32 protein-coding genes and 1 pseudogene are annotated in these 23,857 nt (G+C 50.8%); 17 read left to right on the top strand and 16 right to left on the bottom strand.

Features of this window, described 5'->3' with window-relative positions:
* Positions 1-82 precede the first annotated feature (82 nt).
* Both GVY42_RS07910 and GVY42_RS07905 read left to right on the top strand, forming a co-directional pair.
* On the top strand, positions 83-1,780 hold the full coding sequence (locus GVY42_RS07910) for a methyl-accepting chemotaxis protein (protein WP_159562867.1): 1,698 nt from the start codon (positions 83-85) through the stop codon (positions 1,778-1,780).
* Between the two features lie 113 nt (positions 1,781-1,893).
* Complete coding sequence (locus GVY42_RS07905) at positions 1,894-2,643, top strand: SDR family oxidoreductase (protein WP_074035959.1); 750 nt, start codon at positions 1,894-1,896, stop codon at positions 2,641-2,643.
* Positions 2,644-2,678: 35 nt separating this feature from the next.
* Here GVY42_RS07905 and GVY42_RS07900 read toward each other — a convergent pair whose 3' ends face one another.
* A complete protein-coding gene (locus GVY42_RS07900) occupies positions 2,679-3,554 on the bottom strand; it encodes a hypothetical protein (protein ID WP_074035961.1) in 876 nt (291 codons plus the stop codon).
* 119 nt (positions 3,555-3,673) lie between these two features.
* On the opposite strand from GVY42_RS07900, the gene GVY42_RS07895 reads away from it, so the two are divergent.
* Both GVY42_RS07895 and GVY42_RS16475 read left to right on the top strand, forming a co-directional pair.
* Positions 3,674-3,898, top strand: coding sequence for a hypothetical protein (locus tag GVY42_RS07895; RefSeq protein ID WP_159562866.1), 225 nt, complete (start codon positions 3,674-3,676; stop codon positions 3,896-3,898).
* A 19-nt stretch (positions 3,899-3,917) separates the two neighbouring features.
* Entirely contained in the window at positions 3,918-4,082 is a 165-nt protein-coding gene (locus GVY42_RS16475) for a hypothetical protein (protein ID WP_012727200.1), read from the top strand.
* Between the two features lie 11 nt (positions 4,083-4,093).
* On the opposite strand, the gene GVY42_RS07890 is transcribed toward GVY42_RS16475, so the two are convergent.
* Positions 4,094-5,251 (bottom strand): hypothetical protein, encoded by a 1,158-nt coding sequence (locus tag GVY42_RS07890; RefSeq protein ID WP_159562865.1) that lies wholly within the window; start codon positions 5,249-5,251, stop codon positions 4,094-4,096.
* Between the two features lie 171 nt (positions 5,252-5,422).
* On the opposite strand from GVY42_RS07890, the gene GVY42_RS07885 reads away from it, so the two are divergent.
* From GVY42_RS07885 to GVY42_RS07865, 5 genes are read left to right on the top strand one after another with little or no spacing between them, the layout of a single operon-like run.
* Positions 5,423-6,550 carry an AI-2E family transporter gene (locus GVY42_RS07885; RefSeq protein WP_159562864.1) on the top strand — a complete coding sequence of 376 codons (1,128 nt, stop codon included), beginning with the start codon at positions 5,423-5,425 and terminating at the stop codon, positions 6,548-6,550.
* Between the two features lies 1 nt (position 6,551).
* Positions 6,552-7,670 carry a M20/M25/M40 family metallo-hydrolase gene (locus GVY42_RS07880; protein ID WP_159562863.1) on the top strand — a complete coding sequence of 373 codons (1,119 nt, stop codon included), beginning with the start codon at positions 6,552-6,554 and terminating at the stop codon, positions 7,668-7,670.
* 15 nt (positions 7,671-7,685) lie between these two features.
* On the top strand, positions 7,686-8,525 hold the full coding sequence (locus GVY42_RS07875; RefSeq protein WP_159562862.1) for a YitT family protein: 840 nt from the start codon (positions 7,686-7,688) through the stop codon (positions 8,523-8,525).
* Between the two features lie 22 nt (positions 8,526-8,547).
* Positions 8,548-9,717 (top strand): hypothetical protein, encoded by a 1,170-nt coding sequence (locus GVY42_RS07870; protein ID WP_159562861.1) that lies wholly within the window; start codon positions 8,548-8,550, stop codon positions 9,715-9,717.
* 12 nt (positions 9,718-9,729) lie between these two features.
* Entirely contained in the window at positions 9,730-10,509 is a 780-nt protein-coding gene (locus tag GVY42_RS07865; protein WP_159562860.1) for a VLRF1 family aeRF1-type release factor, read from the top strand.
* Positions 10,510-10,540: 31 nt separating this feature from the next.
* On the opposite strand, the gene GVY42_RS07860 is transcribed toward GVY42_RS07865, so the two are convergent.
* The gene (locus GVY42_RS07860) at positions 10,541-11,452 is read right to left on the bottom strand and encodes a cation diffusion facilitator family transporter (RefSeq protein ID WP_159562859.1); all 912 of its coding nucleotides are present in this window, start codon (positions 11,450-11,452) and stop codon (positions 10,541-10,543) included.
* A 189-nt stretch (positions 11,453-11,641) separates the two neighbouring features.
* Between GVY42_RS07860 and GVY42_RS07855 the strand changes: the two genes are divergently transcribed.
* On the top strand, positions 11,642-12,202 hold the full coding sequence (locus GVY42_RS07855; protein ID WP_031422484.1) for an AAA family ATPase: 561 nt from the start codon (positions 11,642-11,644) through the stop codon (positions 12,200-12,202).
* A 33-nt stretch (positions 12,203-12,235) separates the two neighbouring features.
* Here GVY42_RS07855 and GVY42_RS07850 read toward each other — a convergent pair whose 3' ends face one another.
* From GVY42_RS07850 to GVY42_RS07830, 5 genes are read right to left on the bottom strand one after another with little or no spacing between them, the layout of a single operon-like run.
* Positions 12,236-12,955 carry a carbohydrate deacetylase gene (locus tag GVY42_RS07850; protein ID WP_236548944.1) on the bottom strand — a complete coding sequence of 240 codons (720 nt, stop codon included), beginning with the start codon at positions 12,953-12,955 and terminating at the stop codon, positions 12,236-12,238.
* Complete coding sequence (locus GVY42_RS07845) at positions 12,924-13,217, bottom strand: PTS sugar transporter subunit IIB (RefSeq protein ID WP_012727190.1); 294 nt, start codon at positions 13,215-13,217, stop codon at positions 12,924-12,926. Before GVY42_RS07845 ends, GVY42_RS07850 begins: the two co-directional genes overlap by 32 nt.
* Positions 13,214-13,546 carry a PTS lactose/cellobiose transporter subunit IIA gene (locus GVY42_RS07840; RefSeq protein WP_084156011.1) on the bottom strand — a complete coding sequence of 111 codons (333 nt, stop codon included), beginning with the start codon at positions 13,544-13,546 and terminating at the stop codon, positions 13,214-13,216. The genes GVY42_RS07845 and GVY42_RS07840 overlap by 4 nt, the downstream gene beginning before the upstream one ends.
* Positions 13,543-14,862: a PTS sugar transporter subunit IIC gene (locus GVY42_RS07835; protein WP_012727188.1), complete on the bottom strand. Its 1,320-nt coding sequence runs from the start codon at positions 14,860-14,862 to the stop codon at positions 13,543-13,545. The genes GVY42_RS07840 and GVY42_RS07835 overlap by 4 nt, the downstream gene beginning before the upstream one ends.
* A complete protein-coding gene (locus GVY42_RS07830) occupies positions 14,859-16,178 on the bottom strand; it encodes a 6-phospho-beta-glucosidase (RefSeq protein ID WP_159562858.1) in 1,320 nt (439 codons plus the stop codon). The genes GVY42_RS07835 and GVY42_RS07830 overlap by 4 nt, the downstream gene beginning before the upstream one ends.
* 174 nt (positions 16,179-16,352) lie before the next feature.
* Between GVY42_RS07830 and GVY42_RS07825 the strand changes: the two genes are divergently transcribed.
* Positions 16,353-17,069: a GntR family transcriptional regulator gene (locus GVY42_RS07825; protein WP_159562857.1), complete on the top strand. Its 717-nt coding sequence runs from the start codon at positions 16,353-16,355 to the stop codon at positions 17,067-17,069.
* A 152-nt stretch (positions 17,070-17,221) separates the two neighbouring features.
* Here the strand turns inward: GVY42_RS07825 and GVY42_RS07820 are convergent, their stop codons facing one another.
* Positions 17,222-17,491 (bottom strand): type II toxin-antitoxin system RelE/ParE family toxin, encoded by a 270-nt coding sequence (locus GVY42_RS07820; RefSeq protein ID WP_159562856.1) that lies wholly within the window; start codon positions 17,489-17,491, stop codon positions 17,222-17,224.
* Positions 17,488-17,712 carry a type II toxin-antitoxin system RelB family antitoxin gene (gene relB, locus GVY42_RS07815; RefSeq protein ID WP_159562855.1) on the bottom strand — a complete coding sequence of 75 codons (225 nt, stop codon included), beginning with the start codon at positions 17,710-17,712 and terminating at the stop codon, positions 17,488-17,490. Before relB ends, GVY42_RS07820 begins: the two co-directional genes overlap by 4 nt.
* A 142-nt stretch (positions 17,713-17,854) precedes the next feature.
* On the opposite strand from relB, the gene GVY42_RS07810 reads away from it, so the two are divergent.
* Genes GVY42_RS07810 through GVY42_RS07800 form a run of 3 tightly spaced genes read left to right on the top strand, consistent with a single transcriptional unit; the run spans position 17,855 to position 19,688 of the window.
* Complete coding sequence (locus GVY42_RS07810; protein ID WP_159562854.1) at positions 17,855-18,556, top strand: ATP-binding cassette domain-containing protein; 702 nt, start codon at positions 17,855-17,857, stop codon at positions 18,554-18,556.
* A complete protein-coding gene (gene fetB / locus GVY42_RS07805) occupies positions 18,556-19,323 on the top strand; it encodes an ABC transporter permease (RefSeq protein ID WP_012727182.1) in 768 nt (255 codons plus the stop codon). The genes GVY42_RS07810 and fetB overlap by 1 nt, the downstream gene beginning before the upstream one ends.
* A 2-nt stretch (positions 19,324-19,325) precedes the next feature.
* A complete protein-coding gene (locus tag GVY42_RS07800) occupies positions 19,326-19,688 on the top strand; it encodes a VOC family protein (RefSeq protein ID WP_159562853.1) in 363 nt (120 codons plus the stop codon).
* A gap of 41 nt (positions 19,689-19,729) precedes the next feature.
* Here the strand turns inward: GVY42_RS07800 and GVY42_RS07795 are convergent, their stop codons facing one another.
* From GVY42_RS07795 to GVY42_RS07770, 6 genes and pseudogenes are all read right to left on the bottom strand, one after another.
* On the bottom strand, positions 19,730-20,194 hold the full coding sequence (locus GVY42_RS07795; protein ID WP_159562852.1) for a hypothetical protein: 465 nt from the start codon (positions 20,192-20,194) through the stop codon (positions 19,730-19,732).
* A 106-nt stretch (positions 20,195-20,300) separates the two neighbouring features.
* A pseudogene (locus tag GVY42_RS07790) lies at positions 20,301-20,642 on the bottom strand (short chain dehydrogenase); the annotation flags it as partial.
* A 355-nt stretch (positions 20,643-20,997) separates the two neighbouring features.
* A complete protein-coding gene (locus GVY42_RS07785) occupies positions 20,998-21,357 on the bottom strand; it encodes a DUF4440 domain-containing protein (RefSeq protein ID WP_159562851.1) in 360 nt (119 codons plus the stop codon).
* Positions 21,354-21,686: a multidrug efflux SMR transporter gene (locus GVY42_RS07780; protein WP_159562850.1), complete on the bottom strand. Its 333-nt coding sequence runs from the start codon at positions 21,684-21,686 to the stop codon at positions 21,354-21,356. Before GVY42_RS07780 ends, GVY42_RS07785 begins: the two co-directional genes overlap by 4 nt.
* A gap of 11 nt (positions 21,687-21,697) precedes the next feature.
* A complete protein-coding gene (locus GVY42_RS07775) occupies positions 21,698-22,006 on the bottom strand; it encodes a multidrug efflux SMR transporter (RefSeq protein WP_074036309.1) in 309 nt (102 codons plus the stop codon).
* Position 22,007: 1 nt separating this feature from the next.
* Positions 22,008-22,535: a TetR/AcrR family transcriptional regulator gene (locus tag GVY42_RS07770; RefSeq protein WP_074035977.1), complete on the bottom strand. Its 528-nt coding sequence runs from the start codon at positions 22,533-22,535 to the stop codon at positions 22,008-22,010.
* Between the two features lie 116 nt (positions 22,536-22,651).
* On the opposite strand from GVY42_RS07770, the gene GVY42_RS07765 reads away from it, so the two are divergent.
* From GVY42_RS07765 to GVY42_RS07755, 3 genes are read left to right on the top strand one after another with little or no spacing between them, the layout of a single operon-like run.
* Entirely contained in the window at positions 22,652-23,218 is a 567-nt protein-coding gene (locus GVY42_RS07765; protein WP_159562849.1) for a zinc dependent phospholipase C family protein, read from the top strand.
* Positions 23,215-23,502, top strand: a complete 288-nt coding sequence (locus GVY42_RS07760) for a hypothetical protein (protein WP_159562848.1) — start codon at positions 23,215-23,217, stop codon at positions 23,500-23,502. The genes GVY42_RS07765 and GVY42_RS07760 overlap by 4 nt, the downstream gene beginning before the upstream one ends.
* Before the next feature lie 5 nt (positions 23,503-23,507).
* The gene (locus GVY42_RS07755; protein ID WP_159562847.1) at positions 23,508-23,804 is read left to right on the top strand and encodes a hypothetical protein; all 297 of its coding nucleotides are present in this window, start codon (positions 23,508-23,510) and stop codon (positions 23,802-23,804) included.
* Positions 23,805-23,857 lie beyond the last annotated feature (53 nt).

Below are 23,857 nucleotides of genomic sequence, written 5' to 3'. Positions count from 1 at the left end.
TCCGATAAAGAAAAGGCAATACATAAAAATAGAGAGAAAAAGAGGTGGAAGAGGAGATTACTCCTCGTAGTACGTGAAAAAGATGTTGAACGAATGGACGTTATCAAGAAAAATCATGATGAGTATCGGTTTGATTCTAATTTTGACAATCGTTGGAATGGGATACAATCTGTGGACGCTCGACCGGATGACGAGTCAATATGAACACATGATTTCAAACGATGTCATGAAGATGAAAGCGGCAGACGACTTGGCGCTCGGGATGGTCCGTCAAGCGTATGGTGTCCGCGGGTATGTGCTCCTACAGGATGATGAACGCAAACAACAAATCAGCCGGGGCGGAGAAGAGAAGAAAGCCGCCATCGAATCGTTAATCGAGCTTGCGGACAATGAGGCCGAACGAAAGGAATATGAATCGTTACTCGAATACGCGACAGGATATGATGAGTTGGCGACTCAAGCCATCGCTGCGATTGACTCAAAAGATCAAGAAGCAATCGATCGATTAGTATTCCGTCTCATGCCGGACGTGACAAAATCCATCTCATCGACAGGTGAGACGTTACAAGCCGAAACAGAAGAACAGTTAATTGCGATGCAAGCCGAATTGCAGGAGGCAGGTGAGCGTGCCTTTTGGTACTCAGTCGTTATCGCAGTTGTCAGTCTGATACTGATGTTTGGTGCCGGATATGCCATTAGTCATATGGTCACGACCCCGTTGCGATTCTTAGCGAAAGAAGTAGAAGTAGTCGCGGAAGGTGATTTGACACGTGAGGATCTTCAGGCGCTCACGCAAGATGAAATCGGACAATTGATGACCGGCTTCAACCGCATGAAGGGAAATTTGCGTGAACTCATTGACCGCGTCACCCAAAACGCACAGGAAATCACAGCACAATCGGAAGAACTGTATGCGAGTACGGAAGAGATGGCGTCACAGACGGAGGAAACGACACGTCTCATCGACAGAGTCGTGGAAGAAACGGTCGCGCAGGCGAAAGAAGCGACTGGAACATCTCAAGCGGTGGCTGCTGCCGATGAAGGCATCGGTCGTATCGCTGGATCGATCGGCTCGATTGACGATGACGTGTCACAGAGTTTGAAGCTCGCCGAAGAAGGTGGTGCGACGATGGCTCAGGCGAAAGACGAGGTGCTCGCACTGGAGCGGGAGACACGTCTGACGGGAGAATCGATTTCGGCATTGAAGCAACAGTCTGACGAGATTGCTCTTATCACCGAGGTCATTCAATCGATCACCGACCAGACAAACTTGTTGGCATTGAACGCGGCCATCGAAGCGGCACGTGCCGGTGAGCAAGGAAAAGGGTTCGCCGTCGTTGCAGAAGAAGTGCGTAAACTTGCCGAGCAGTCGAAACAGTCGGCGACACAGATCGCCGGGTTGATCGAGTCGATTCAGACACAGTCGAACGCTGTTCTCGACCAACACGTCGTCAGTGCGAAACGCGTCGAGACGAACACGTTGTTGCTCGAACGAGCGACACGCGCATTCGAACAGATTGTCAGTCAGCTCGAGACATCAGTCGATAATACGTCACATATCCGCATCGCCTCGCATGAGATTGCGGAGACGACGAAACAAGTTGCGACGTCCTCTCTTCAAATGTCACAAGACAGTGAAGGGATGGCCGACACGATGCGTACGGTCGGTGAGACGGCTGACGCCCAACTCGCGATGATTCAAGAATTGAACGGTGTCGCCGAATCACTCGGCAATATGACGAGTGACCTGCAGACACTGATTGGTCGATTCACGACATAAGTTGAAAGCCCTGTCTCCTTGGAGTCAGGGCTTTTTCGTTCACATCGAAACGATTTGCGATGAAGAAAGTGGGGAATGAACAACAAGGTAAACGACAAAAAGGAGTGGATTATATGAAGTATACGGTCATTACAGGAGCCAGTTCAGGTATCGGGTATGAGACAGCGAAGTTGCTCGCTGAAAAGGGAAAGTCGCTCGTGCTCGTCGCAAGACGAAAAGAAGAGCTCGAATCGTTGCGTGATGAAATCAAATCGATCTCGTCGGACAGTGACGTCATCATCAAATCGACCGACCTATCATATAGCGAGAACGTGTACGGATTATATGAATCGCTTGCGGACCTCGACATCGAGACGTGGATCAACAATGCGGGATTCGGGGATGCAGATCTCATCAAGGACGTCGACCTCGGTAAAATCGAGAACATGATTCGTTTGAATATCGAGGCGCTCACCGTCTTATCGAGTCTATACGTTCGAGATTATCATGATATCGAAGGGGCACAGCTGTTGAACGTGTCGTCTGTCGGGGGATATCGAATCGTCCCGAACTCGGTCACGTATTGTGCGACGAAGTTCTTCGTGAGTGCATATACGGAAGGACTCGCACAAGAGTTGAAGCAGAGTGGGGCCAAACTTCGGGCGAAAGTACTCGCACCGGCCGCAACGGAGACGAGCTTCGCCGACCGGGCTCGCGATACGGAAGGATTCGACTACAGTGAGAACGTCGCGAAATATCATACGGCGCGCGAGATGGCGGAGTTCCTATGGGAGTTACTTGAAGGCGACGAAGTCGTCGGAATTGTCGATCCGGAGGACTACTCGTTCAGCCTGCGTGGACCGATTAAACCGTATGCCGGATAAACAAAAACATCACGCCCTGTTGGCGTGATGTTTTTTTAGGATGTCGGTACAGAGTAGCCACCCGTGAAGCGGTGTGTCAGGCGACGTGTCAAGTAACGCAACCTTAGGCGCCATACATAAAACTGTGACGTGTTCGGAAGAATGACGTTATCGACGTATTCTGCGAACATATGGCGAAACATTCGCTCTTCACTGCGGTCATAGGTCGCACTCCACATCCCGTGATTCTCGACTTCAAGGAGCATCCAAATCATCTCGTCGGTAAGCGGGTCATCGTCCTTCAACTCGGCCGTCAGTGCAGCGAAACGATGGCTACACATAGACGCGTATAAGGAATGGGCATGTGGGTCATGTGGGTTCAATGTTAAGTAACCACTCGCCGTCTTCATCAGTTCATCGACCATATCGAGCGGAATGTCGTCATACACTTGGAAAAATTCGAGCAACATCGGGACGGTGTCCGGACCAAATCCGGCAAGCCGGACATAGTTCATGATATGGAGACCGGCCTCGCCATGGAACTTGCGGTCGAAGTAGTGGACGGCAAGGGCGCGATGCATGATTGGGACATCCGGATAGCGTTCGACGCCACGGAGAAAGTGTTGTTCCGCCTCGAACGTGAACCCGGTGTCTTCACTGACAAATCCTTTTAACATATGAAGAATGTAGTGGTCACCGAGCGAACTCGCTTTCTCGAGCCACGGTTTGGCCGAATCGGTGTCACCTTCTCGAATATATGGATAAGCACGCATCGCCGGGAAGAATGGGTCGTCCGGGAACGCGGTCTCGCCCCGTGTCGCCATGTCATTGATGGCTTCAGCGTTATAAGCTTCCGTTAATTCTGCGAGGAGCATCATCTCAAGGAACGTGCGCTGGAACTCTGGGGTGTGTAAATCGATCGTTTGTGTCATAGGGTGTCCTCCTCACAAGTACTAGTGTCGCTCTATTATACTTGTTCTTGTCACAGTCGAGTAGCATCTTTTGTAAAAACGGGAAATGGAAAGTAAGGACTGGAAAGGAGGGGAACGGCATGGCGACGTTCACTGGATATGTCGCAGAGGTGATGGATGAGAAAATCCGCGTCACGCCGACGTGGGAAGCAGAACCGTTTGACGGCATCGTGTTTCATGTAGCGAGACCTCTTTTGGATGAGACACCGCTTCTCATCGGACAACAGGTTCGAGTCGAGCATGATGAACGGTTGACACGCTCCTTGCCACCGCAAGCGACGGCACGTCGGGTCGATGTGTTATGATGAGGACGAGGTGAATGACATGGGACAACGGAACTTTCTATGGCTTGGAGCCGTCGTCGGCTTCAGTGCCCTCGTCGTCTGGTTATTGCAAGACGCGCTCCCGTTCTGGGCGCTGTCGATTCTACTGCTCGGACTAGGAGCGGTGCTCGGCAATCTCCAACGACGTTTCACACGTGACGAATAACAAGCACTCCATCATTCGGATGGAGTGCTTGTGTCGTTTTCTTCTTCATTTATGTTTTCTTCAGTGTCCGGATCGTCTTCGACGATGGAGCCCTCATCCCCGTCTGGTTCGAGCGTCGTCGGTTCTTCTGGCTCCGCTGGCTCTTCCGGTTCGCTCGGTTCCTCCGGCTCAGTCACCGGAGGATCGTCTTCAATCGGCTCTTCCGTTTCCGGTGGATCCGTCGGTTCCTCCGGTTCACTCGGCGGTTCCGCAGGTTCTTCTGGCGTCACTTCAGGTGTCGTCGGTTCGGGCTCTTCCACAACCTCCTCTTCGACTTCTTCCTCGACCGGTGCCTCCGGTTCAGTGACAGGTGGGATTTCAGGTTGTGCCTCAGGGATAGAAGGCGTTTCCGGAACGACGACCGGTTCTTCTGTCAAATCCGGTTTGATCGGTTCAACGGGTGCGAGTTCGATAGGTGGCGGTGCCGGTGCATCTTTTGCGATGAACGTACGGATGTCTTGTTCAAATAGTGCGGTCGGCAAGGCGATCCCACGCAAATGGATGGCGACGACTCGCCCGGATGCTGAAAGAAGTGGACTGCCATACGCATGACGTGGCAATTCAAAGTTTCGGCTATAGCCGTTCTCGGCGAATGTGACCGTACCGTTGATGCGTTCTTGCATCGTCAATGTGGTCAACGTCTCGTCCTCTGCGGCGATCGCTTGCGTGAGTGTGTATGGTGTGTTCTCCGTCTCTTCAATTCGAATGACAGCAATGAGCTTCGTCCGACCGACGACGGTGCCGGAGACGGCCTCACCGTCATGGTACATGATGATATTCGTCAACCCAGCAACATTCGAGGCGGCGGTGACGACATCGCGTGAGCTCACCAAAAATCCCGTCCCGTAACTGACGGTGAATAGGCTGTCCTGTAAGGCCGCGAAGTCGACCGGTGTCGCTTCGTCAGCGGAGACCGTATCTTCCCCAATCGGCAAGTTGACCTGATTGGCGAGCGAATCGGTCGAACGCAGCATGTCCGTGAAATAGGCATTTCCAATGAAGGTGACAAAGGCAATGAGTGCGATAACGAATGGGGTGGCAAATAACCAAATCGTGCGACGTGAGCGGCGGCCACACGTCGGACAGACCGTTTTCGATCGTGTCTTCTTTCCGCAGTGGGGACAAGTCACAGGGGCACCTTCTTTCTATAAAGTTCGATGCTATGCTTATTCCTTCATTTGGAAAGAGGTAAACAAATATTTTGGAGGGTGTTCGGATGAATTGTGTTGTTTTCCCTGTGAAAGAATGATTTTTAGGAATCGGGGAAAAAGTAGGTATGATTCCATGAAAGGAGACATGCCATGCAACCCTTCTGGCTCACCCCTGCCTTTCGTAACGGGATTTGGGTGCTGCTCATCTTAACGATTCTTTTTATGTTGAAGCAAGTCGAATTTATCTTTTACCCGCTCGGAATCTTTTTTGCCACCGTCCTCACGCCATTTCTAATCGCAGGAGTCTTATTCTATCTCACTGTCGGATTCGTCGATTGGCTCGAAAGTAGGTTAAAGCGACGATCATTTGCGATTCTCGTTATTCTCTTGTCATTACTCCTTCTCGCTGTCTTGTTTGTGATCACCCTCGGTCCGATCTTGACTCGCCAACTCTTCGCTCTCCTCGATGCCTTTCCACGAGTGGCGGAAGCGAGTTATCGGCAACTTGTCAACTTGTATCGAGCCTTGGAAGAGTATACGTGGTTCCAGAACTATATCAATCAAAATGAGACCTCCATTGACACGTGGATTCGTCAATTGACGGATACGGTCGGCGCAGTGATTGGTAGTGTAGCCGGGTCACTCGGTCGTGTCCTCGCGTTTATCATCTCGGGATTATTCACCCTATTTATCGCCTTGTTCTTGTATGTGTTTATGTTGATTGATGGAGGAAAACTGGCGAGTGCGATTGTGCGCTGGGTCCCAGGAACTTATGAACAAGATGCCCGTCAAATCCTTCATGACATGCATGAGACAATCAAACGATACGTTCGAGCCCAGTTGATCGTCTGTACGTTCGTCGGCTTCTTTGCGACGATTGCGCTCTGGTTACTCGATGTCCCGTTCTTCTTGCCGCTCGGTATCTTTATTTTTGCTACGAACATCATTCCTTATTTCGGTCCTTTTCTCGGGGCCGCTCCAGCTGTCTTGATCGCGTTCATCGATGAACCGGTCAAAGCGATCTATGTCATTGTCGCGATTACCATCATTCAACAATTAGATGCCAATGTCATCTCTCCTCTTGTACAAGGAAAGTCGCTACGGGTCCATCCCATCACGATTACCTTGGTCTTACTCGTCGCAGGTCGATTAGCCGGTATTGTCGGTATGTTGCTTGCTGTTCCTTTCTACGCCGTGTTAAAAGTCACATTCCTTAACCTTCAAAAGTTGTATCAATTGCGTAAATCGTCGAAACAACCTATCGAAAGGAATGATTGAGATGTCATCCCGAGTGACGGAAACGTTTATGGAACTTGTGCGAATCGATTCGGAATCCTATGCAGAAGGTCCGTTTTTAGATGAATTAAAAGAACGATGTGCCCGCATGGGTCTCGAAATCGATGAAGATGATTCGAAAGATCGGACCGGTCTTGGATCAAACAATCTGATTGCTCGTCTGAAAGGAGATTCTTCAATCGAACCGTTATTTTTATCGGCTCATATCGATACGGTGTCTCCGGGGAAAGGAATCATTCCAATCGTCCGGGATGATATCGTTTTTTCTGAAGGGGAGACGATTTTGGCGGCCGATGATAAAGCGGGAATTGCCATCATGCTCGAAGTCGTGGAGCGCTTGCAGAGTGAAGGCACTCGACACGGACCAATCGAGCTTGTCTTTACCCCTGGCGAGGAAGTTGGATTGCTTGGTGCTAAAGCGCTTGATATGTCGACGATTCAAGCAACACATGGACTGATTCTTGACAATGGTGGGTCGGTCGGCGGTATCATCTTGAGTTCCCCAAGCATGTTTAGTCTTCAAGTCGACATTCACGGAAGAGCTGCCCATGCGGGACTTGAACCGGAAAAAGGAATCTCTGCACTCCTCATTGCTTCGGACGCCATTCAAAACATGAAACTCGGCAGGATATCGGAAAAGACGACAGCAAACATTGGCAAAATATCCGGAGGAACGGGGAGTAATGTCGTCATGGAGCAGGTGACGTTAGTCGGGGAGGCGAGATCACTTGATCATGAAGCGTGTGTGGACCAGGTGAAGCACATGATTCTTGCATTTGAACAGGCAGCTTCAAATCATGGTGGGACAGTCGACATCAAAACAGAACAGATGATTCGGAGCTATCGGTTTTCAGAAGATGAACCGTTCGTTCAACACGTGGCGGAAGCATTGACGGATCAATCTTTTTCAGTCCGCTACGAGCATAGTGGCGGAGGAAGTGATGCGAACGTGTTCAACGAGTCCGGGAAAGTGGCGTTGAATGTTTCGATTGGATATGAAGCCATTCATACCATCGACGAATCGATTCCAATCAAAGAATTAGAAGATAGTGTCTCTTTTGTCTTACGGGTCATTGAGACGATGCAGACGTTCCGCTCGTGAGAGGAAGGGATTGTGATGCGTAAAAGAATAAGTGATGTCGCGGTAATTCTCGCTGCCATCATCGTCATCGGATTAGCCATCAATCTGTTTTTAGGTCCTCACGACATCGCAGCAGGCGGCGTGACCGGGATTGGGATTCTATTAGAGGAAGTCCTTGATATCGATCGTTCGATTGTCGTCTCGGTTCTAAACGGACTCTTGCTTATCCTGACATTCGTCTTTCTTGGGAAGAAAGTGTTTTATAACACTTTACTCGGTAGTCTGTTTTTACCGATTGCGCTCGCGGTCATTCCGAAGTATATGGTCACGTCAGATCGCTTCTTCTCGGTCGTCTTCGGTAGCATCTTGTTCGCCGTTGCCGTCGCGATGCTCTATCGAATCGGGGCCTCGAGTGGGGGGACCACAATTCCGCCGTTGATCTTGCACAAATATACGGGATTGAATACAGCGATCGGATTCTTTTTGACGGACGCCCTTATCGTCGTATCGAGTGTGTTCGTATTTGGAGTCGAGTCATTCCTATTCGCCATCTCCTCGATTATTTTGACATCGGCCGTCATGGCGTATATCGAACTCGGGCTCGATCGTAAGAAAGCGATTTTTATTATGAGTGAGTCTCATCTCGATGAAATCAAACAAGCGCTCTATCGGGAAGTCGACCGAGGCATTACCGTGTTTGATGTCAGAGGAGGATTTCAAGGGGAGGATCGAGAGATGTTGATGATCGTGTTGACGCGGAGCGAGTACCAGACAGCACTCAAAGCCGTCAATGCGATCGACAAACAGTCGTTCATGATTGTCTACAATGTCGCAGACGTACACGGTTTAGGATTTAGTTATCAACCACGTGTCTGAACCCAGAAAGGGGATTTCGCGCATGAACTCTTTACTCGCCTTTACGATTGTCATGTTGATATGGACGGTGAGCGATTATGTCGCCAAAAAAACGAAAGCTCTATTATCTTCATTATTTGTGGCGTCCATCATTTTTCTCGTCGGGTTTAAATCCGGGTTGTTCCCGGAAGACTTGTTACCGTCGTCTTCATTGTTAGCGCTCGGTCAGACAGTCGTCGGACTCGTCATCGTCCATCTCGGAACGCTCATCAGCCTAGATGAATTTAAACGTCAATGGAAAACGTTCGTGATCGGGGTGTCTGCTGTGGTAGGTATTGCCGTCTTCATGTACGCGTTTGGACAGATTTTTCTCGATACGAACTATATCTTGAGTGGTATTGCAGCCATCAGCGGCGGAACCATCTCGATCATTCTCGTTCAAGACGCCGCAATCAACGCGGGGCTTGTGTCGGTCGCCGTGTTTCCGGTACTGATTGCAGCGACTCAAGGTTTGATCGGCTTTCCGCTCACGTCCATCATTTTGAGAAAAGAAGCGCGTCGGATTCAGACCGCCTATCGGGATGGGACGCTCGCCACACCGAAAGAGCACGCAGTCGTCCATGACGAGACAGATGATTCGATTTTGCCAGCACCTTTCCATACGACGGCAGGAACCCTGTTCGTCATGGGATGCGTCGTGTTGATTGCCACCGTCATCAGCGGTTGGACGAACGGCTACTTGAACACGTTCGTGATCGCCTTGATTCTCGGAATCATCTTACGTCGCTTCAAAGTGCTGAAAGCGAACGCCTTGAACGGGATCGATGCATATGGGTTGATCATGATTGCAATTTTGCTCATCATCTTCGGACCGCTCGCAACGTTGTCTCCGAGCGACCTGTTCGACTTGATCGTCCCAATTACCATCGCATTTGCATTCGGGGTGACCGGGCTTCTCTTATTCGCCTTCCTCGCCGGGCGGTTCCTCGGCTATTCAAAAGAGATGTCAATGGCAATCGGATTGACGGCGTTATATGGTTTCCCAGGGACGCTGATCTTAAGTGAGGAGGCGGCGAAAAATATCGGTGAGACGGATGAGGAGGTGCATATTATTGAAGATGAGATTTTACCGAAAATGATTGTTGCTGGATTCTCGACGGTCACCATCACATCTGTCTTTATCACGGGGATACTCGCTGCGTTTATCTATTAAGGAGGAGTTATGATGGCATTATCAACTGAACTTGGAAAGATCAAGAAACTTCATAATGCAGAGGCAGGGGTGCTCAGTCTTTACTTGAGCACCAAGCCGAGTGAGCGGGACAAATGGGAGATTCATTTGAAGAATGAGTTGCGCCGGCTCGAACAAGAAGTCGAAGCGAGCGGGGATGAGACATTGGTGAAGGCGTTCAAAGGAGTGAGGGAACGGACCGAACAAGAGATTAAACATAATGAACATAAACTGTTGCGAAGCATCGTCTTATTCGCGGAAGGGAACGATGGATTGTTCGAACTTCACTTCCTGCAACTCGATGTCGACAATGAGTTTCACTATGGAAAAGAACCGGTCCTCGATCAAATTGAAAAATTAGATGCCGAGTTCCCGAATACCGGCATCTTGCTTCCGCAGATGGATGCAATCACCGTCTATGACACGAGACTCGGTGAGGTCGAAGACGTAACGGTCTATGAACTCGATTTGAATTCGGATGAGTGGCGCAGGTATCAGGGACGTGGGTCGAGACAAAATGCTGCTTCAAGTAGTCAAGTCGATCAATTCGACAGTCGGAAAGAAAAACAAATCCAACGATTCTATCGTGAAATCGCTGGAGAGATTCGGTCTCTGCGGAAGAAACATCATTGGAGCGAGGTCGTCATCATCGGGCAAGAGCGGAGCGCAAGCCTCTTAAAAGAGGAGCTTAACATCGAGGTGGAGCGAGTGGTGCATCGGAATCTCGGAAATGCAGAGGAAGAAGAAGTGCTGCGTCGGGCATTTGAAGGATGAGGAACAGGCGGGTGACAGTTGTCATCCGCCTTTATTCTGCCCATCGGTTGTCGTGTGTGAACGAAATCGTCAACCATTTCTCATAAGGTAAGAAAGCTAAAGCATCCTCCATCTTTTGACGAATCATGTCCTGATCGGCAATCTTGTCGTATCGATAAGTGGTCGGGACGACGAGATCAATCTCGATAAACAATAGATTCCCAGACTTTGTCGTTCGGACGTATGTCTTGATGACGTCGTATTGATGGGCGACTTGTAGGATGGTCAACGTAATTTGTTTACTATAAGGAGTCTCCGTATTCATTCCAATCAACTCTTTGATGGCTGTCCACATCTCAACAAGTGGTGTTTTGACTAGCCACATCGTGATGAGAAGTAACATGACCGGATCCACATAGGGGGAGATGGCTTCGAAGGACAACCAGACGAGCACTTGGGCGATCAAGTAACCGACGAGTGCCCCACCCGTCAAGACGAAGCTGAGCCGCCATTGGACAATCTCGGCACTTACGAGGCCAGAACTCGCCTTTAGCTGAAACGTTCGTAAATACCGAAAGATTCCATACGTCAACGCGGCGCTGATGGCCAAATAGACGAGTGCCCCTCCAAGGACGAGTTCATTCCCTCCACCTCGAATGTCCTCGATTGCCCCGAGGAAGGCGGTGACGATGACATAGAGGAGTACCCCATATTGAAACAGGATGATGAACGGTTCGATTGTACTTTTACCGAACGGGAATCGTTTATCTGCCGTCAGCATGAACACCCCGGCTCGCAGAGAAATCCAACTCATGATGACGCTCAAGAACGAGTAGATTCCGTCGAATAGGATAAAGGCAGAGGAGAGATAGTAACCGACAATGATTCCAGAAATGGCGAAGAATAGAGAAGCGAACACCGAGACACGTAATACAAAACGTTCGAGCTGAGGATCTTTCGGCATAAGAGTGCCCCCTTTGAACAAGACGGACCATCGATGGTCTGTATTTTCCCGTTCACTTAAAATCTAATACATCCATAAAAAAGGGAAGTTTATCACATGATGAATTGGAAAAATTGGTCAATCTCATGAAAATCGGCGCCGGCTTTAGTATGATAAATGAAATGAACAGACACAAAAGGGGCTCATCCAATGAAATTCATCATCTTATTTGGTCCACAAGCCGTCGGCAAGATGACGGTCGGTCAGGCGCTCGCCGATAAAACCGGACTGAAATTATTCCACAACCATATGACGATCGACCTCGTCGGACCGTTCTTCAATTACGGGACGCCGGAAGGGAAGCGACTCGTCCAACACTTTCGTCAAGAACTGTTCGAGGCGGTCGCCAAGAGTGATTTACCCGGCATGATTTTCACGTTCGTCTGGGCGTTTGACATGCAGGAGGACTGGGATTACGTGAAGAAGGTGACGGGCTTGTTCGAGTCACACGGGGCGGACATCTACTATGTCGAGCTCGAGGCCGAGATAGAGGAACGCCTTGCGCGCAATACGACGGAGAACCGCCTCACCCATAAACCGTCGAAACGTGACATCGCTTGGTCCGAAGCGGAACTGAAGCAGACGGCGACGATGTACCGATTGAACTCACGTCCCGGGGAGTTAGACGTCGAGCATTATCTCCGGATCGATAACACGAACTTAAGTCCAGAGGAGACAGCGGCACAGATTCAACAAGCATTCGACCTATAAAAAAGCGAGTCCCCACATGGGAACTCGCTTTTCTCATGCCCACCATTCGGGGCGTTCATAGTCGACCAACACCTGTTTTTCGAGGAGGCGTGGTACAAGGTATGAGGTGACGTTCGGAAGACGATCATCGAGGTCGGCCGGATGGACCATCACTTCGATGGATCGTCCTGGTTCGATGGCATCGAGCGTCGCATGGGAGACGCCATCCGCGTAGAACTGATCACTGAACCGTTCGGTCACCCACAAGTCTCGGCGTGACCCGAGCGTTGTTAAGGCCCGAAACGTCGTGTCGTATTCTTCAGCGAGACGAATGATGACGTCGTGCAGGACCGGCCAACCGTGAAGGTGATGGTGGCTGTCGAGATGGTCGAGTGGAAGTCCTGTCGCAAGGAACGCCTCGATTTGGGCTTTCCACTCCAAATAGACGAGTTCCGGGTCAGGCGAGTCTTCAGTCATGAAGCGGCTCGTGTAGCGGAACGTACCATCTTCTTTCGTGAGGGGAGCACTCGTGTCGGCGAGCGGTTTGCCCCAAGACAAGACGAGATGGACCCCGACACGGAGCGACGGATGTTGTTTCGCGAGTCGGACCGCTTCCTCGACGGCATACCCGTTCATGATCATCGTCGCCGAATTGACGATTCCATTCACGTGACTGTCGAGTGTGCCGGCGTTCACACCCGTCGTCAAGCCGAAGTCATCGGCGTTGACGAGGACGAACGTTTTAAGCATTGACGAGACCGAGTGCCTGGTCAAGGACCAGGTCGCCTTTCATCATCCCATACGCCATGTTATCGATGACCGCGACCGGGACGTCGACGGACGACTTGATTTTGCCTTCGAGGTAGCGGACTTGTGGTCCGATCAAGATGACGTCGACGTTCGACTGTTCTTTCAAGCGCGACTCCGGAATCGCGTCAATGGATGCGTCGAGTCCGCGTGCAGCAGCTTCCTTTCGCATTTTTTCCACTAAGATTGATGTCGACATTCCTGCCGAGCAGACGAGTAAGATGTTCATGTCGTTTCCTCCAATCGATTCAAACGGGTGATCATGTCAATCATTTCGACGGCGAGCTCTTTCACGGTCATCGCCGTCATAAGATGGTCTTGTGCGTGGACGAGGAGGACGCTCATGTCGCTCGTCGTCCCCCGTGCCTCTTCTTGTAACAGCTCCGTTTGTAGCTTGTGTGCGTCCAAGAAGGCCGCGTCGGCTTCTTTCAACTTTGCCGCCGCTTCGTCCGCTTCACCGCGTTTCGCGGCAGCGATAGCCTCGAATGCAGATGAGCGTGCATTTCCGGCATGTAAGATAATCATAAACGAGAGTTCTTGGATGGTTTCGGTTTTCACGAAATCTTTTCTCCTTCCTCAGTAGCAGCTTTGTTTTTATTGATTTCGGCTGTCATCGCCTTCGCTCCTGCCATGACGAATGGAATATACATCGCTGTCGCAATCGACAAGTTGACGATTTGGAGCAAGACGCCGCGAACGCTACCGCCCGTTACCAAATAGCCACTGATGATTGGTGGCGTTGTCCATGGGACGATGGCGACTGTCTTCGGAACCATGCCTGTCGAGAGCGCGACATAAGAGACGATGGTGAGCGTGACCGGCACTAAGATGAACGGTACGAGCATGATCGGGTTCAATACGATCGGAAGACCGAAGATGACCGGTTCGTTGATGTTAAAGAGACTGGCTGGTGTCGACAGTTTTGCCACTTGGTGATACGGGTGATTCCGTTGTTTGCGGACGACGATGAAGATCGCGAGTAAGAGCGCGAACGTCGTACCCGATCCACCCATGAAGACGAACGCATCCAAGAACGGTTTTGTGACCGTGTACGGTACATCAAACGCTGACGTTCCGGCTTGGAAGGCAGCCAAGTTTTGCTCGATGAGCGGGAGATAGACCGGTTCGATGACCGAGCCGATGATGTTCGTCCCGTGAAGCCCGAAGAACCAAAGGATGTGGTTCAAGAAGGCGATGAGCAAGGCAGCCGGGAGTGAGTCGCCGAATCCTTGGAGCGGTTGTTGGATCGCTTTAAAGATGACTTCAAATACACTGAGTTCGACGACGAGCGTCATGAAGAGCTGGAATCCTGCGACAACCGTCAAGATGATCATTGATGGGATGAGCGCTTGGAATGAACGGGTGACCCCACCTGGTACACCTTCTGGCATCTTGATCGTCAGTTTCGTATTGATGAGGTAGCGGAACATTTCTGTAACGACAATCGATACGATGATGGCGACGAAGAGACCTTGTGCGCCGAGCCATGCGAAGTTGAGACCCCAGTCAGCAGTGACCGGTACGAGCATGATATACGAGGCGAGCGACAAGATCCCCGCCGCGAGCCCGTCAATCCCGTATGAACGGGCCAAGTTATACCCGATCGAGAAGGCGATCAGGAGCCCGAGTATCGCGAAGGACGCATTCCAAATGCTACCACCGAGCCCTTGCCAATTACCTTCGCCGAACATGCTGTTCATCGAGCCGACGAAGTCGAGTGAGAGACCACCGATGTTGATGGCTGGGAAGTTGTTGATGAGGACCGCGAGCGACCCGACGATGATGAGTGGCATGACGGAAACGAATCCGTCACGGATGGCGACTAAGTGCCTTTGGGACCCGATACGTCCCGCGATTTCAATAAACTTGTTCATGAGTAAACCTCCTTCTTAAATTGGGGTAGGTACGCCTCGTGCGCTGTGAACAGCTCTTTAAGAAGCGGGTCGATCCGTTTCTCGTCCTGGATGAGCGGGTTCATGAGGCAGGCAAGGTAGGCGTCCTCGTACGTGCCAGATACAGCCGCTTGGATGGCGAGCTGTTCAAACGTTTTTAAGTTCGTGATGAGCCCACGGATCGGTAGCGGCAACGCGCCGATGGAGATTGGGCGAGGCCCCGACTTCGTGATGACGGCGTTCACTTCGATGACCGCATCGTCTGGTAAATCTCGAATCGTGCCGTTATTGAGCGTGTTGACCGTCTGGATGTCACCGCGGTCGTTGTGAATCGAGTCCATCAAGTTGCAGGCGGCGTCTGAATAGTAGGCGCCTCCACGTTTTTCAAGCTCTTCCGGTTTGACGGCGAGATCGACGTCTTTGTATTTCTCGAACAACTGCGCCTCGACTTGTTGCACGACTTCGGCACGGGTGCCATTTTGTGCGTACGCCTCAAGATCTTTCTTCAACACATCTTTCGTCTGGAAGTAATACTGGTGATACGGGTTCGGTAACATGCCGAGTGACGATAGGAACGATTCGCTCCAACCGAGACCGACGATGTTCGCCGGCGAGTAATCGTTGCCTGAGTTGAGCGAGGCGAGGACGTCACTCGTCCGGTCCACGCCATCGACCCATACGTGACGACCGAAGACGAAGTGGTTCAATCCGATAAATTCAATTGCGACTCGTTCGACAGGCGTCTCGAGGATCTCAGCGACCGAGTTTCGCATGTTGAACGGGATGTTGCATACACCGATGACCTTCTTATGAGATGAGTGCTTGAGTACGGCCTCGGTGACGATGCCCGCCGGATTGGTGAAGTTGACGAGCCAGGCATCCGGACAAATCTCGGCGACTTCATTTGCCAAGTCGATCAAGACCGGGATGGTACGGAACGCTTTGAATAATCCGCCTGCGCCATTCGTCTCTTGCCCGATGAAGCCGTGCTTGAGCGGGATGCGTTCATCGAGCGCGCGTGCCTTGAGTCCACCGACCCGAATCTGTGTGGATACAAAATCTGCGCCGACGAGTGCGGCTCTTCGATCGAGCGTCCAACTGAGTGTGATCTCGGCGTTTGCCTTTTCAATCATCCGCTGAGCGAGACGACCGACGATCTCTAGTTTCTCCCTCCCTTCTTCGATATCGACGAGCACAATCTCCCGAACGGGGAACGTTGCCTGTCGATCAATCAATCCTTCGATGATTTCCGGGGTGTAACTGGACCCACCGCCGATGATGACGACCTTGACTGCCATGGTGCCAACTCCTCCTTTTGAAAGCGATTTCTTTTTGTCGTAACAAATATAACAAATGATACAACTTTCGGCAATATAAAAAATACAAATAATACAAATAAGTTTTTGTATTTGCATTTGTATGCTTGCTGTATCACAATAAAGGAACCAACCCAACGTAAAGGAGATGGAGACATGTCGCAATCGACGCTCCAAACCGCAATCAAGGATGAACTGTTGTCCCGCATCAAGAGTGGGCACTATAAAGAAGGGGAAAAATTTTCGACCGAATACGCGCTTTGCGAGGAGTTCGATGTGAGCCGGACGACGGTGCGGGGCGCCCTCAACCAGTTGACGACGGAAGGGTATCTAGTCCGTCAACAAGGTCGCGGGACGTTCGTCGCCGGGAAGAAAGTACAACAGACGTTGTCGTATACGCCGAACAACTATGCGGCACAGCTCGCCGTCCAAGGGAAACGTGGACAAGTCGCCTTGATCGACATCTCGGTCATCTCGGCGTCCGGTCAAATCGCATCGGTGTTTGAAGCGGAAGACAATGCCCCGATTCAAAAGATTGAGCGAATCCGTCATGCGGACGGGGAACCGACGCAGTATGAGGTCTCGTTCATCCCGTGGCAGATTGCACCGGGGATCACGAAAGAACAGGCGGAGCATTCGCTCTTCCGGACACTGGCGGAGGTCCACGACGTTCATGTCGCGAAGACGACGGAGGCATTGGAGATTGCCTTGGCTGATGAGAAGGTGAGTGCGCTCCTCGACTGTCCACTCGGGTCGCCGTGCTTCCATATCGAGACGGTGACAGAGGATGAGTCGGGACGGGCGATTGAATACTCACGCTCCTACTTCCGCGGGGACAAGACGAGCTTCGTCATCGAACGGAATTATAATTAAAAAGCGCCCGACTGTTTCGTGTGGAAACGGTCGAGCGCTTTATTCGTTTCACCTATAACAAAAAGAATCATGGTCATTTTGGTCTGAGATGACTATGTTTTGAAAGAAATAATTTAGAAGAGGAGTGGAAGATAAGAAAAGAGAAATTGATATTACGAATAGATATCTCTTCGATGTCCAATTTCTAGAATAAGAATGATGATATTTTCATCTTGGATATCAGCGATTAAGCGATAATCTCCGATACGATAGCGCCATTCACCAGAGTGATTTCCAACTAAGCCCTTTCCATGACGTCGTGGATCATCAGTACCAACTAAATTTTTCTTAATCCATGCCATAATGATTTTTGATTGTTGTGGATCCATTTTCTTTAGCTTCTTTTGAGCGCTGCGCTCGAACAAGACTTGATAAGTCTTCATTCAGCATTCAATTCCTTCATCATATCGTCAAATGAGATGGCCTCAGGTTGTTTTCTATGGGCATTCATTGCTTCGTGATAAAGTTTCAAATCAAGCTCATCTTCAATACGTTCCAAAACGGCGTCTCTAACAAGTGTAGATAAGGTTAAATTTTTTGTTTTTGCGTACTCTCGAATAAGTCGTGCATCTTCTTCATCTAAGCGAACTGAAATAGTTCCCATAAAATCGCCTCCCTTTGTATTACATTGTATTACAGATGAAGAGGTTTGTACAGTGTGTAACAGATTACGTTTGAATGATGTTGCATTCTGGACCACCTTATCCTCTCTTTTTTGTACACTAGAACCAGGAGGCGAGAGAAGCATGTCAATCATTGAATTCAAAGATGTGAGTCATCAAGACATCCTGCACCATGTATCCGGGACGTTTCGGGAAGGACGGATCACGACGTTCGTCGGACCGAGCGGCGCCGGCAAGACGACGTGTCTGAAGCATATCAACGGATTGCTGTCACCGGACACGGGCACGATTCTTTTTAAAGGGGAAGACATCGCGGAGATGGACATCCTCGAGCTACGAAAGAAAATCGGGATGGCGTTCCAAAGTGCGCCGATGATTCAAGGGACGGTGTACGACAATTTGAATCTCCCGAAAGCCATCTTCGACGAGACACTTGACCGCGATCGGGCTGCCGAATTGCTCCATCGCGTCGACTTGAGTGAGGCTCTCCTCGACCAACCCATCAAATCACTGTCGGGTGGGGAACGAAGCCGGGTCGCCATCGCCCGGACGCTCGTCAATAAACCGGACGTGCTCTTGCTCGATGAGATCACGGCGAGCCTAGATTACCGGACGGTGAAAGAGATCGAGCGACTCATTCGAAAACTGCAACAATCGTATGGCGTGACCGTCATCTGGATCACCCATGACCTCGACCAGGCTCGGCGGGTGAGCGACGACATGTGGTTCTTGAAGGACGGGGAACTACTTGCATTTGGGGACGCATCGTTCATCGATGAGTCGGACGATCCCGTCATCCAACGATTCGTCAGGGGGGAAGATTGATGTCATATATTGAACTCGCGACGGCGCTCATCTTCGTCGTCATCCCGCTCGCCTTGACACTCGTCCTACGACTCGGACTCGAGCGTGATATTGTGATCGCAACCGTCCGCTCCATCATTCAACTATTGATCATCGGCTATATCCTGACGTTCGTCTTTGAGAGCGACAGTCCGATTTTCATGCTGTTGATGATTTTACTCATGATTGTCGCGGCAACACAGAACATCCGACGGAAAGGGGACGGGATTCCGGGTATCATGTGGATTATCGTCTTGACGCTCGTGACGATCGAAGCGCTGACGATGGGACTCATGCTCGGACTCGGTATCATCCCATTCGAGCCGGAAAAGGTCATTCCAATCAGCGGGATGGTCATCGGGAACAGCATGGTGTTGTCGCTTCTGTTCTTGAACAAATTCAAAGATGAGGTCGAGCGGAGTGACGACGTCATCGAACTCATTCTTTCGCTCGGCGGCACACCAAAAGTGGCCATCGACCGTAGTTTGAAGAATGCGATTCGCACGAGCATGATCCCGACCGTCGAGGCGCAAAAGACGATGGGACTCGTCCAGCTACCGGGCATGATGAGCGGACTCATCATCGGAGGAGCCGACCCGATGGAAGCGGTCTTGTATCAACTCTTGATCCTGTTCTTGATTTTGACGACTGCCTCAATCTCGGCGACGCTCGTCGGTTATCTGGCGTACCCACGTCTGTTCAACGAGAAGATGCAGTATATCGGATTGACTTATCGGAAGGGGAAATGAGCATGATCACAGGGATTCATCATGTGCAGCTCACGATTCCAACTGGAACGGAGCAAGAGGCGAAGGCATTTTACTGCGATTTTCTCGGTCTACGTGAAATCGAGAAGCCGGATTCATTGAAAGGGCGAGGTGGATTTTGGCTTCAGGTCGGCGACCGTTCCGTCCATGTCGGGACTGAGGACGACGTAGAACGACAGAAGACGAAAGCGCATATCGCATATGCGGTGACGGATTTAGATCATTGGAAGGAAGCGCTTCGAGAGAATGAAATTCCTTACTCCGAAGGCATCCCGATTCCAGGATTCGATCGTTTCGAGTTCCGAGACCCGTTCGGCAATCGGGTCGAGATGATTCAAGCGCTTTGACGAAAGGGAGCATCCACCGCGGATGCTCCCTTTGTTGTTCTTCAAGCAATACCGAACAGGCGAGTCACTTGCTCCCATTCGGACGGATAGGCGTTGCTGCCATGATGCTCGTGAATGAGTGTCCCGTTCGTGTATACGCTGAGGCTCCACTGCGTACCGTCTAGCGTTCGAACACCTTCGAGTTCTTCGAAAACGGTTGGCCACCAATTCGTTCCAAGCAGGTGAAACGCGACGCGCATCTGTTTCGCTTCCTCGCCCTCGTAGTATTCGAATTCAAAGGGCTCGTTGATCGCTCTGTCGGACCGCTCGATGTGACGAAGGACGGTGCCCCTCTCAAAAAAGGTGATCGTACTCACATCATACGTGCCGAACCCACCGACGCGGAAGATGACCTCGACCATCGATTCCTGAGGACGACCAATCGCCTGAAGGACGCGCTTTTGGAGTGGGTGTTCGACGAAAGAAGGAGGGATATGATAAAGGGCGCGAAACGTTTTGTCTTTCATGAAACTTCAACCTTTCTCGGGCATAAGATGCCCCGAGTATAGCGGAATCTTCCGGACGAGGGAGACAAAATAAAGTGCAAGGTACGAAAAAAGCGATGCTTCAAGGTTAATACACTTCGTACGTCTGTCCAGTCTGCGCGCCTTCGACGCTCTTCACGTAGGCGAGGGCGACCCGTTCACCTGGTACTGCCGCGTAACCACGGAAGTAAGGGCCATACGAATCGAGTGCTTCGACGAGGACGTTCGGACTGACGTTGTTGATACGGATGCCCCGTGGCATCTCAATCGCCGCGCCAGTCACGAATCCTTTGATGGCCCCGTTCGCGAGTGCAGCCGATGCGCCTTCTTTGATCGGGTCGTCCATCAAGATTCCGCTCGTCAGTGTAAAGCTACCACCATCGTTCACATAATCGAGCCCGAGAAGGACGAGGTTGACCTGTCCTTTAACTAAATCAGGCGAGAATTCTCCCTCATCTAAGCGTCTCGGGGCGTAGCCCAGCGTAGGTGGGAGATGAATCGCCCGGTCCGAAAGTCTTCTCTCCCTGTGACATAATTACGAACAAAAGTTCGTGATTATGTCATATTCTCCCTCCCCCTCCACGGGTATCGGATGAGGAGGACACATCACGATCTTCTGAAGGGAGGAGGGACGGACATGCTGAAAGGCTACACATATAGGCTCCACCCGACGCCTGCCCGACCGTGCCGCTTGCCCCAACGAGTAAAATGTTCATGTGAAAACTGCCCCTTTCGTCACGCTTAGATTCCACTTCGGAGTAGCGGATGACGAGGACGTTCGGCAATCAAGTTGCCTCTGTCGGGACGACCGTGCCTTGATGGAATCGCATCTTCCAACGTCCGTCCACGAATACCCAAATCGAGCTACGGCGTGTTTCGCGATTCAATACCGGTTGAACGAGACGGTACGTCACCAAAACGTGACCTTCCGTCAACGGATGTAGCGTGAATTCGGATAACACAGCCTCAATCGGGTCGAGCTGGAGTGTCGTCTGATCCCAGTCTTGATACAGTAACCGTCCCGAGCTACCGATTTCAAAGAAGTCGTCGGTCAATAGTTCACGCAAACGCTCCGGCGACTGCCTGACTTCCGTCGTCAATAATGCTTCTTCTAGTGTTTGAAGATGATCTGCCAACTCGTTCATGTCACGACTTCCTCTCTTCGTTGATTCATCACGATGACGCCGAGGACGATCAACAAGAGACCGATTCCGTTCAATGCAGAGAGAACTTCCCCGTATATGAACACTCCGATGAGTCCCGTCGCCACGGTCCCGAGTCCGGCCCAAATGCTATAGGCGATACTGAGCGGGATCGTCTTCAACACGATGCCCATGAGGGTGAACGACGCGGCGAAACTAACCAACAGAATGGCGCTCGGAACGAGATTTGTGAATCCATCCGACAGTTTCAACATCGACGTCCCGAGTACCTCAAATCCGATAGAAAAGAAGAGTAAAAGATAGGCTTGCATTCCGATTCACCTCACACTTTCATCAAGACGAGCCCGATGATGACGAGCCCAATCCCTGCAATTTTTTGACGACTGATCTGTTCCCGGAAGACGACGAACCCGATCACTGCCGTGAGTGCCGTCCCGACCCCGCTCCAAAACGCATACGCGAAGCTGAGCGGGATGGTGAAGAGGGCAAGTGATAAGAGATAAAACGCCGTCCCATAACCGAAGGCGACCCCGAGAATTGGGAGACGGCTCGTCGAGGTGGCGTTCACTTTCAACATGCTCGACCCGAACAGTTCCGAGGCGATGGCCCCGATCAAATAGATGAATCCCATATTACAATCCTCCTTGAAGCAACTCGTCACATGCTTCCCGAATGAGTGTCGCCGCACGGTCCTTGAACGATTCGCTATACCCATACAAGACAGCGAACCAAAAGCCGTCACAGAGAAGGCGAAGTTTTAAAATCGCATCCTGGTCCGGCCCGTCGACAGCGAATCGCTCGTCCCAACCGGTCGACACGTCACTCCAAATCGACTCGCTCGTCGCATCTTCTTGCGAGGAGATAAAGACGGCGACGAGGTCCATATCTCCGTGATCGACATCATCCAATGTCGCCAATGCATAGGCACGGGTAAACGAATATGGACCGTCCGATAGATGGGCGGTGATTCGTTTCTCGAACGTCTCGATGGCGAATTCGTTCATCTGTCGCAATAAGTTGGCCTTATTGTCGAAATGATAGAGGACCCCGGCTTTCGTGATTCCTGCTTTCGTCGCCAATCGTTCGAGCGACAACTGACTGATCCCGTCTTCTCGAATCATCTGGGCGGCAGTCTGTAGCAACAATTGTTTTTTACTCATCCAATCACACCTCTCTTTACTTTACTGACCGTTCAGTAAAGTTAGTCTATCAAAATTTGCGAGGGGTTGTCGAGATAGAACGTTGATGGAATAATCAGGGAAAAGGGGGGCGTGACATGGGTTCACATTTGATGCATCTCGTCATCGCGAATGAGATGTTACCAGCGTTGTCGGAGGTGGATGAGGTCGCATTTTTGCTTGGAAGTCTCGCACCGGATGCAACGACAGAAAAAGAGGCATCCCATTACTACGCAGGACGCCATGATGATTTATCTCGTCGTTTAGATCTTTCCCAATACTGGATTGACAGCAAGGAGGAAGACTTCTCATATCGACTCGGCTATTACGCGCATCTCGTCGCGGATGAGATCTGGTTGCAGGGATTCTATAAAGGTTGGTTGAAAGAGCTCATCACCCAGGACCCGTCAAAACAGGCGGCCTATTATGCGGACTTTGATGCATACAATGCCCGTCTCTCGGAACGCCTCGGGACGTTCGATTTTGAACGTTTGAAAGGAAATCCAGAGCTCGTTGAACTGGTCGAGAAAGTCGAGCAGGACGCGGCGATGACGGAGGAGGGGACATACACGATGTTCCTCCCTGATCAATTGGATGGCTATGTCGATACGTGTGTCCGCCGCTGCCTGGAGATGGTCAAACGGAAGCGGGCGATGCTCGTATGAAGAGGCGATACGCACCACTATACGCGACGCTCGGACTATTTATCGTGACGGTGATTACCTTCTTCACCTTGAACGGTCGAGTGTTTCCGAACCTCGATTTGATGACGGTCATCTGGGTATATCTCGCGATTGACATCGCCTTGTTCGCCACGTTGATTTGGGGACTGTTCACGAAGGATCGAATCATAAAAATTTACACGCTGCTTGCGACAATCGGATTGATGATCCCGTTGTCGATTTGGATTTTCTTGCTGCTGTTGGCGAACGGAATCTCGGAGGCATGAGATAGATGGATGAACCTAAGAACATTCCGTTTCTAATGCGTCGCGTACCATTTTTCATATTAGCAGCCCTCGTGGCCCCGGTAGCGCTCGTCCTTTTAATCATTTATTGGCGAGATTTGGACGATGATTTACGATTCGGACATCTCATTTTTGCGGTCATCTTATCCTTATTTTTCGTGGTAGACCTTCTACCGAGAGGGATTACACAAACCGTATTATTGGCGTTCACAATCACATGTGTATGGTTCATCACCTATATTGTGTTTCGAGGTAAAAAGAGGGCACGGCACAATAATGATTGAACTCTAAACTAAATCGCATGAACTCAACTGAGAAAGTGGACCTTCCACTTTCT

The sequence above is a fragment of the Exiguobacterium sp. 8A genome, from assembly GCF_902506275.1.
Taxonomy (GTDB): Bacteria; Bacillota; Bacilli; order Exiguobacteriales; family Exiguobacteriaceae; genus Exiguobacterium; species Exiguobacterium profundum.
Note: the sequence above shows the minus strand (reverse complement) of the source record. Positions and strands in the feature narration are given on the sequence as shown.

Coding starts and splice junctions, on each gene's coding strand:
- GVY42_RS07810 (WP_159562854.1), top strand. CDS start 17,855: ATGTCAATCATTGAATTCAAAGATGTGAGTCATCAAGACATCCTGCAC.
- GVY42_RS07870 (WP_159562861.1), top strand. CDS start 8,548: ATGAACTCTTTACTCGCCTTTACGATTGTCATGTTGATATGGACGGTG.
- GVY42_RS07875 (WP_159562862.1), top strand. CDS start 7,686: ATGCGTAAAAGAATAAGTGATGTCGCGGTAATTCTCGCTGCCATCATC.
- GVY42_RS07885 (WP_159562864.1), top strand. CDS start 5,423: ATGCAACCCTTCTGGCTCACCCCTGCCTTTCGTAACGGGATTTGGGTG.
- GVY42_RS07900 (WP_074035961.1), bottom strand. CDS start 3,554: ATGACACAAACGATCGATTTACACACCCCAGAGTTCCAGCGCACGTTC.
- GVY42_RS07765 (WP_159562849.1), top strand. CDS start 22,652: ATGGGTTCACATTTGATGCATCTCGTCATCGCGAATGAGATGTTACCA.
- GVY42_RS07905 (WP_074035959.1), top strand. CDS start 1,894: ATGAAGTATACGGTCATTACAGGAGCCAGTTCAGGTATCGGGTATGAG.
- GVY42_RS07780 (WP_159562850.1), bottom strand. CDS start 21,686: ATGCAAGCCTATCTTTTACTCTTCTTTTCTATCGGATTTGAGGTACTC.
- GVY42_RS07775 (WP_074036309.1), bottom strand. CDS start 22,006: ATGGGATTCATCTATTTGATCGGGGCCATCGCCTCGGAACTGTTCGGG.
- GVY42_RS07895 (WP_159562866.1), top strand. CDS start 3,674: ATGGCGACGTTCACTGGATATGTCGCAGAGGTGATGGATGAGAAAATC.
- GVY42_RS07820 (WP_159562856.1), bottom strand. CDS start 17,491: ATGAAGACTTATCAAGTCTTGTTCGAGCGCAGCGCTCAAAAGAAGCTA.
- GVY42_RS07830 (WP_159562858.1), bottom strand. CDS start 16,178: ATGGCAGTCAAGGTCGTCATCATCGGCGGTGGGTCCAGTTACACCCCG.
- GVY42_RS07880 (WP_159562863.1), top strand. CDS start 6,552: ATGTCATCCCGAGTGACGGAAACGTTTATGGAACTTGTGCGAATCGAT.
- GVY42_RS07845 (WP_012727190.1), bottom strand. CDS start 13,217: ATGAACATCTTACTCGTCTGCTCGGCAGGAATGTCGACATCAATCTTA.
- GVY42_RS07755 (WP_159562847.1), top strand. CDS start 23,508: ATGGATGAACCTAAGAACATTCCGTTTCTAATGCGTCGCGTACCATTT.
- GVY42_RS07795 (WP_159562852.1), bottom strand. CDS start 20,194: ATGAAAGACAAAACGTTTCGCGCCCTTTATCATATCCCTCCTTCTTTC.
- GVY42_RS07770 (WP_074035977.1), bottom strand. CDS start 22,535: ATGAGTAAAAAACAATTGTTGCTACAGACTGCCGCCCAGATGATTCGA.
- GVY42_RS07865 (WP_159562860.1), top strand. CDS start 9,730: ATGGCATTATCAACTGAACTTGGAAAGATCAAGAAACTTCATAATGCA.
- GVY42_RS07910 (WP_159562867.1), top strand. CDS start 83: ATGTTGAACGAATGGACGTTATCAAGAAAAATCATGATGAGTATCGGT.
- relB (WP_159562855.1), bottom strand. CDS start 17,712: ATGGGAACTATTTCAGTTCGCTTAGATGAAGAAGATGCACGACTTATT.
- GVY42_RS07860 (WP_159562859.1), bottom strand. CDS start 11,452: ATGCCGAAAGATCCTCAGCTCGAACGTTTTGTATTACGTGTCTCGGTG.
- GVY42_RS07785 (WP_159562851.1), bottom strand. CDS start 21,357: ATGAACGAGTTGGCAGATCATCTTCAAACACTAGAAGAAGCATTATTG.
- GVY42_RS07855 (WP_031422484.1), top strand. CDS start 11,642: ATGAAATTCATCATCTTATTTGGTCCACAAGCCGTCGGCAAGATGACG.
- GVY42_RS07800 (WP_159562853.1), top strand. CDS start 19,326: ATGATCACAGGGATTCATCATGTGCAGCTCACGATTCCAACTGGAACG.
- GVY42_RS07760 (WP_159562848.1), top strand. CDS start 23,215: ATGAAGAGGCGATACGCACCACTATACGCGACGCTCGGACTATTTATC.
- fetB (WP_012727182.1), top strand. CDS start 18,556: ATGTCATATATTGAACTCGCGACGGCGCTCATCTTCGTCGTCATCCCG.
- GVY42_RS07835 (WP_012727188.1), bottom strand. CDS start 14,862: ATGAACAAGTTTATTGAAATCGCGGGACGTATCGGGTCCCAAAGGCAC.
- GVY42_RS07825 (WP_159562857.1), top strand. CDS start 16,353: ATGTCGCAATCGACGCTCCAAACCGCAATCAAGGATGAACTGTTGTCC.
- GVY42_RS16475 (WP_012727200.1), top strand. CDS start 3,918: ATGGGACAACGGAACTTTCTATGGCTTGGAGCCGTCGTCGGCTTCAGT.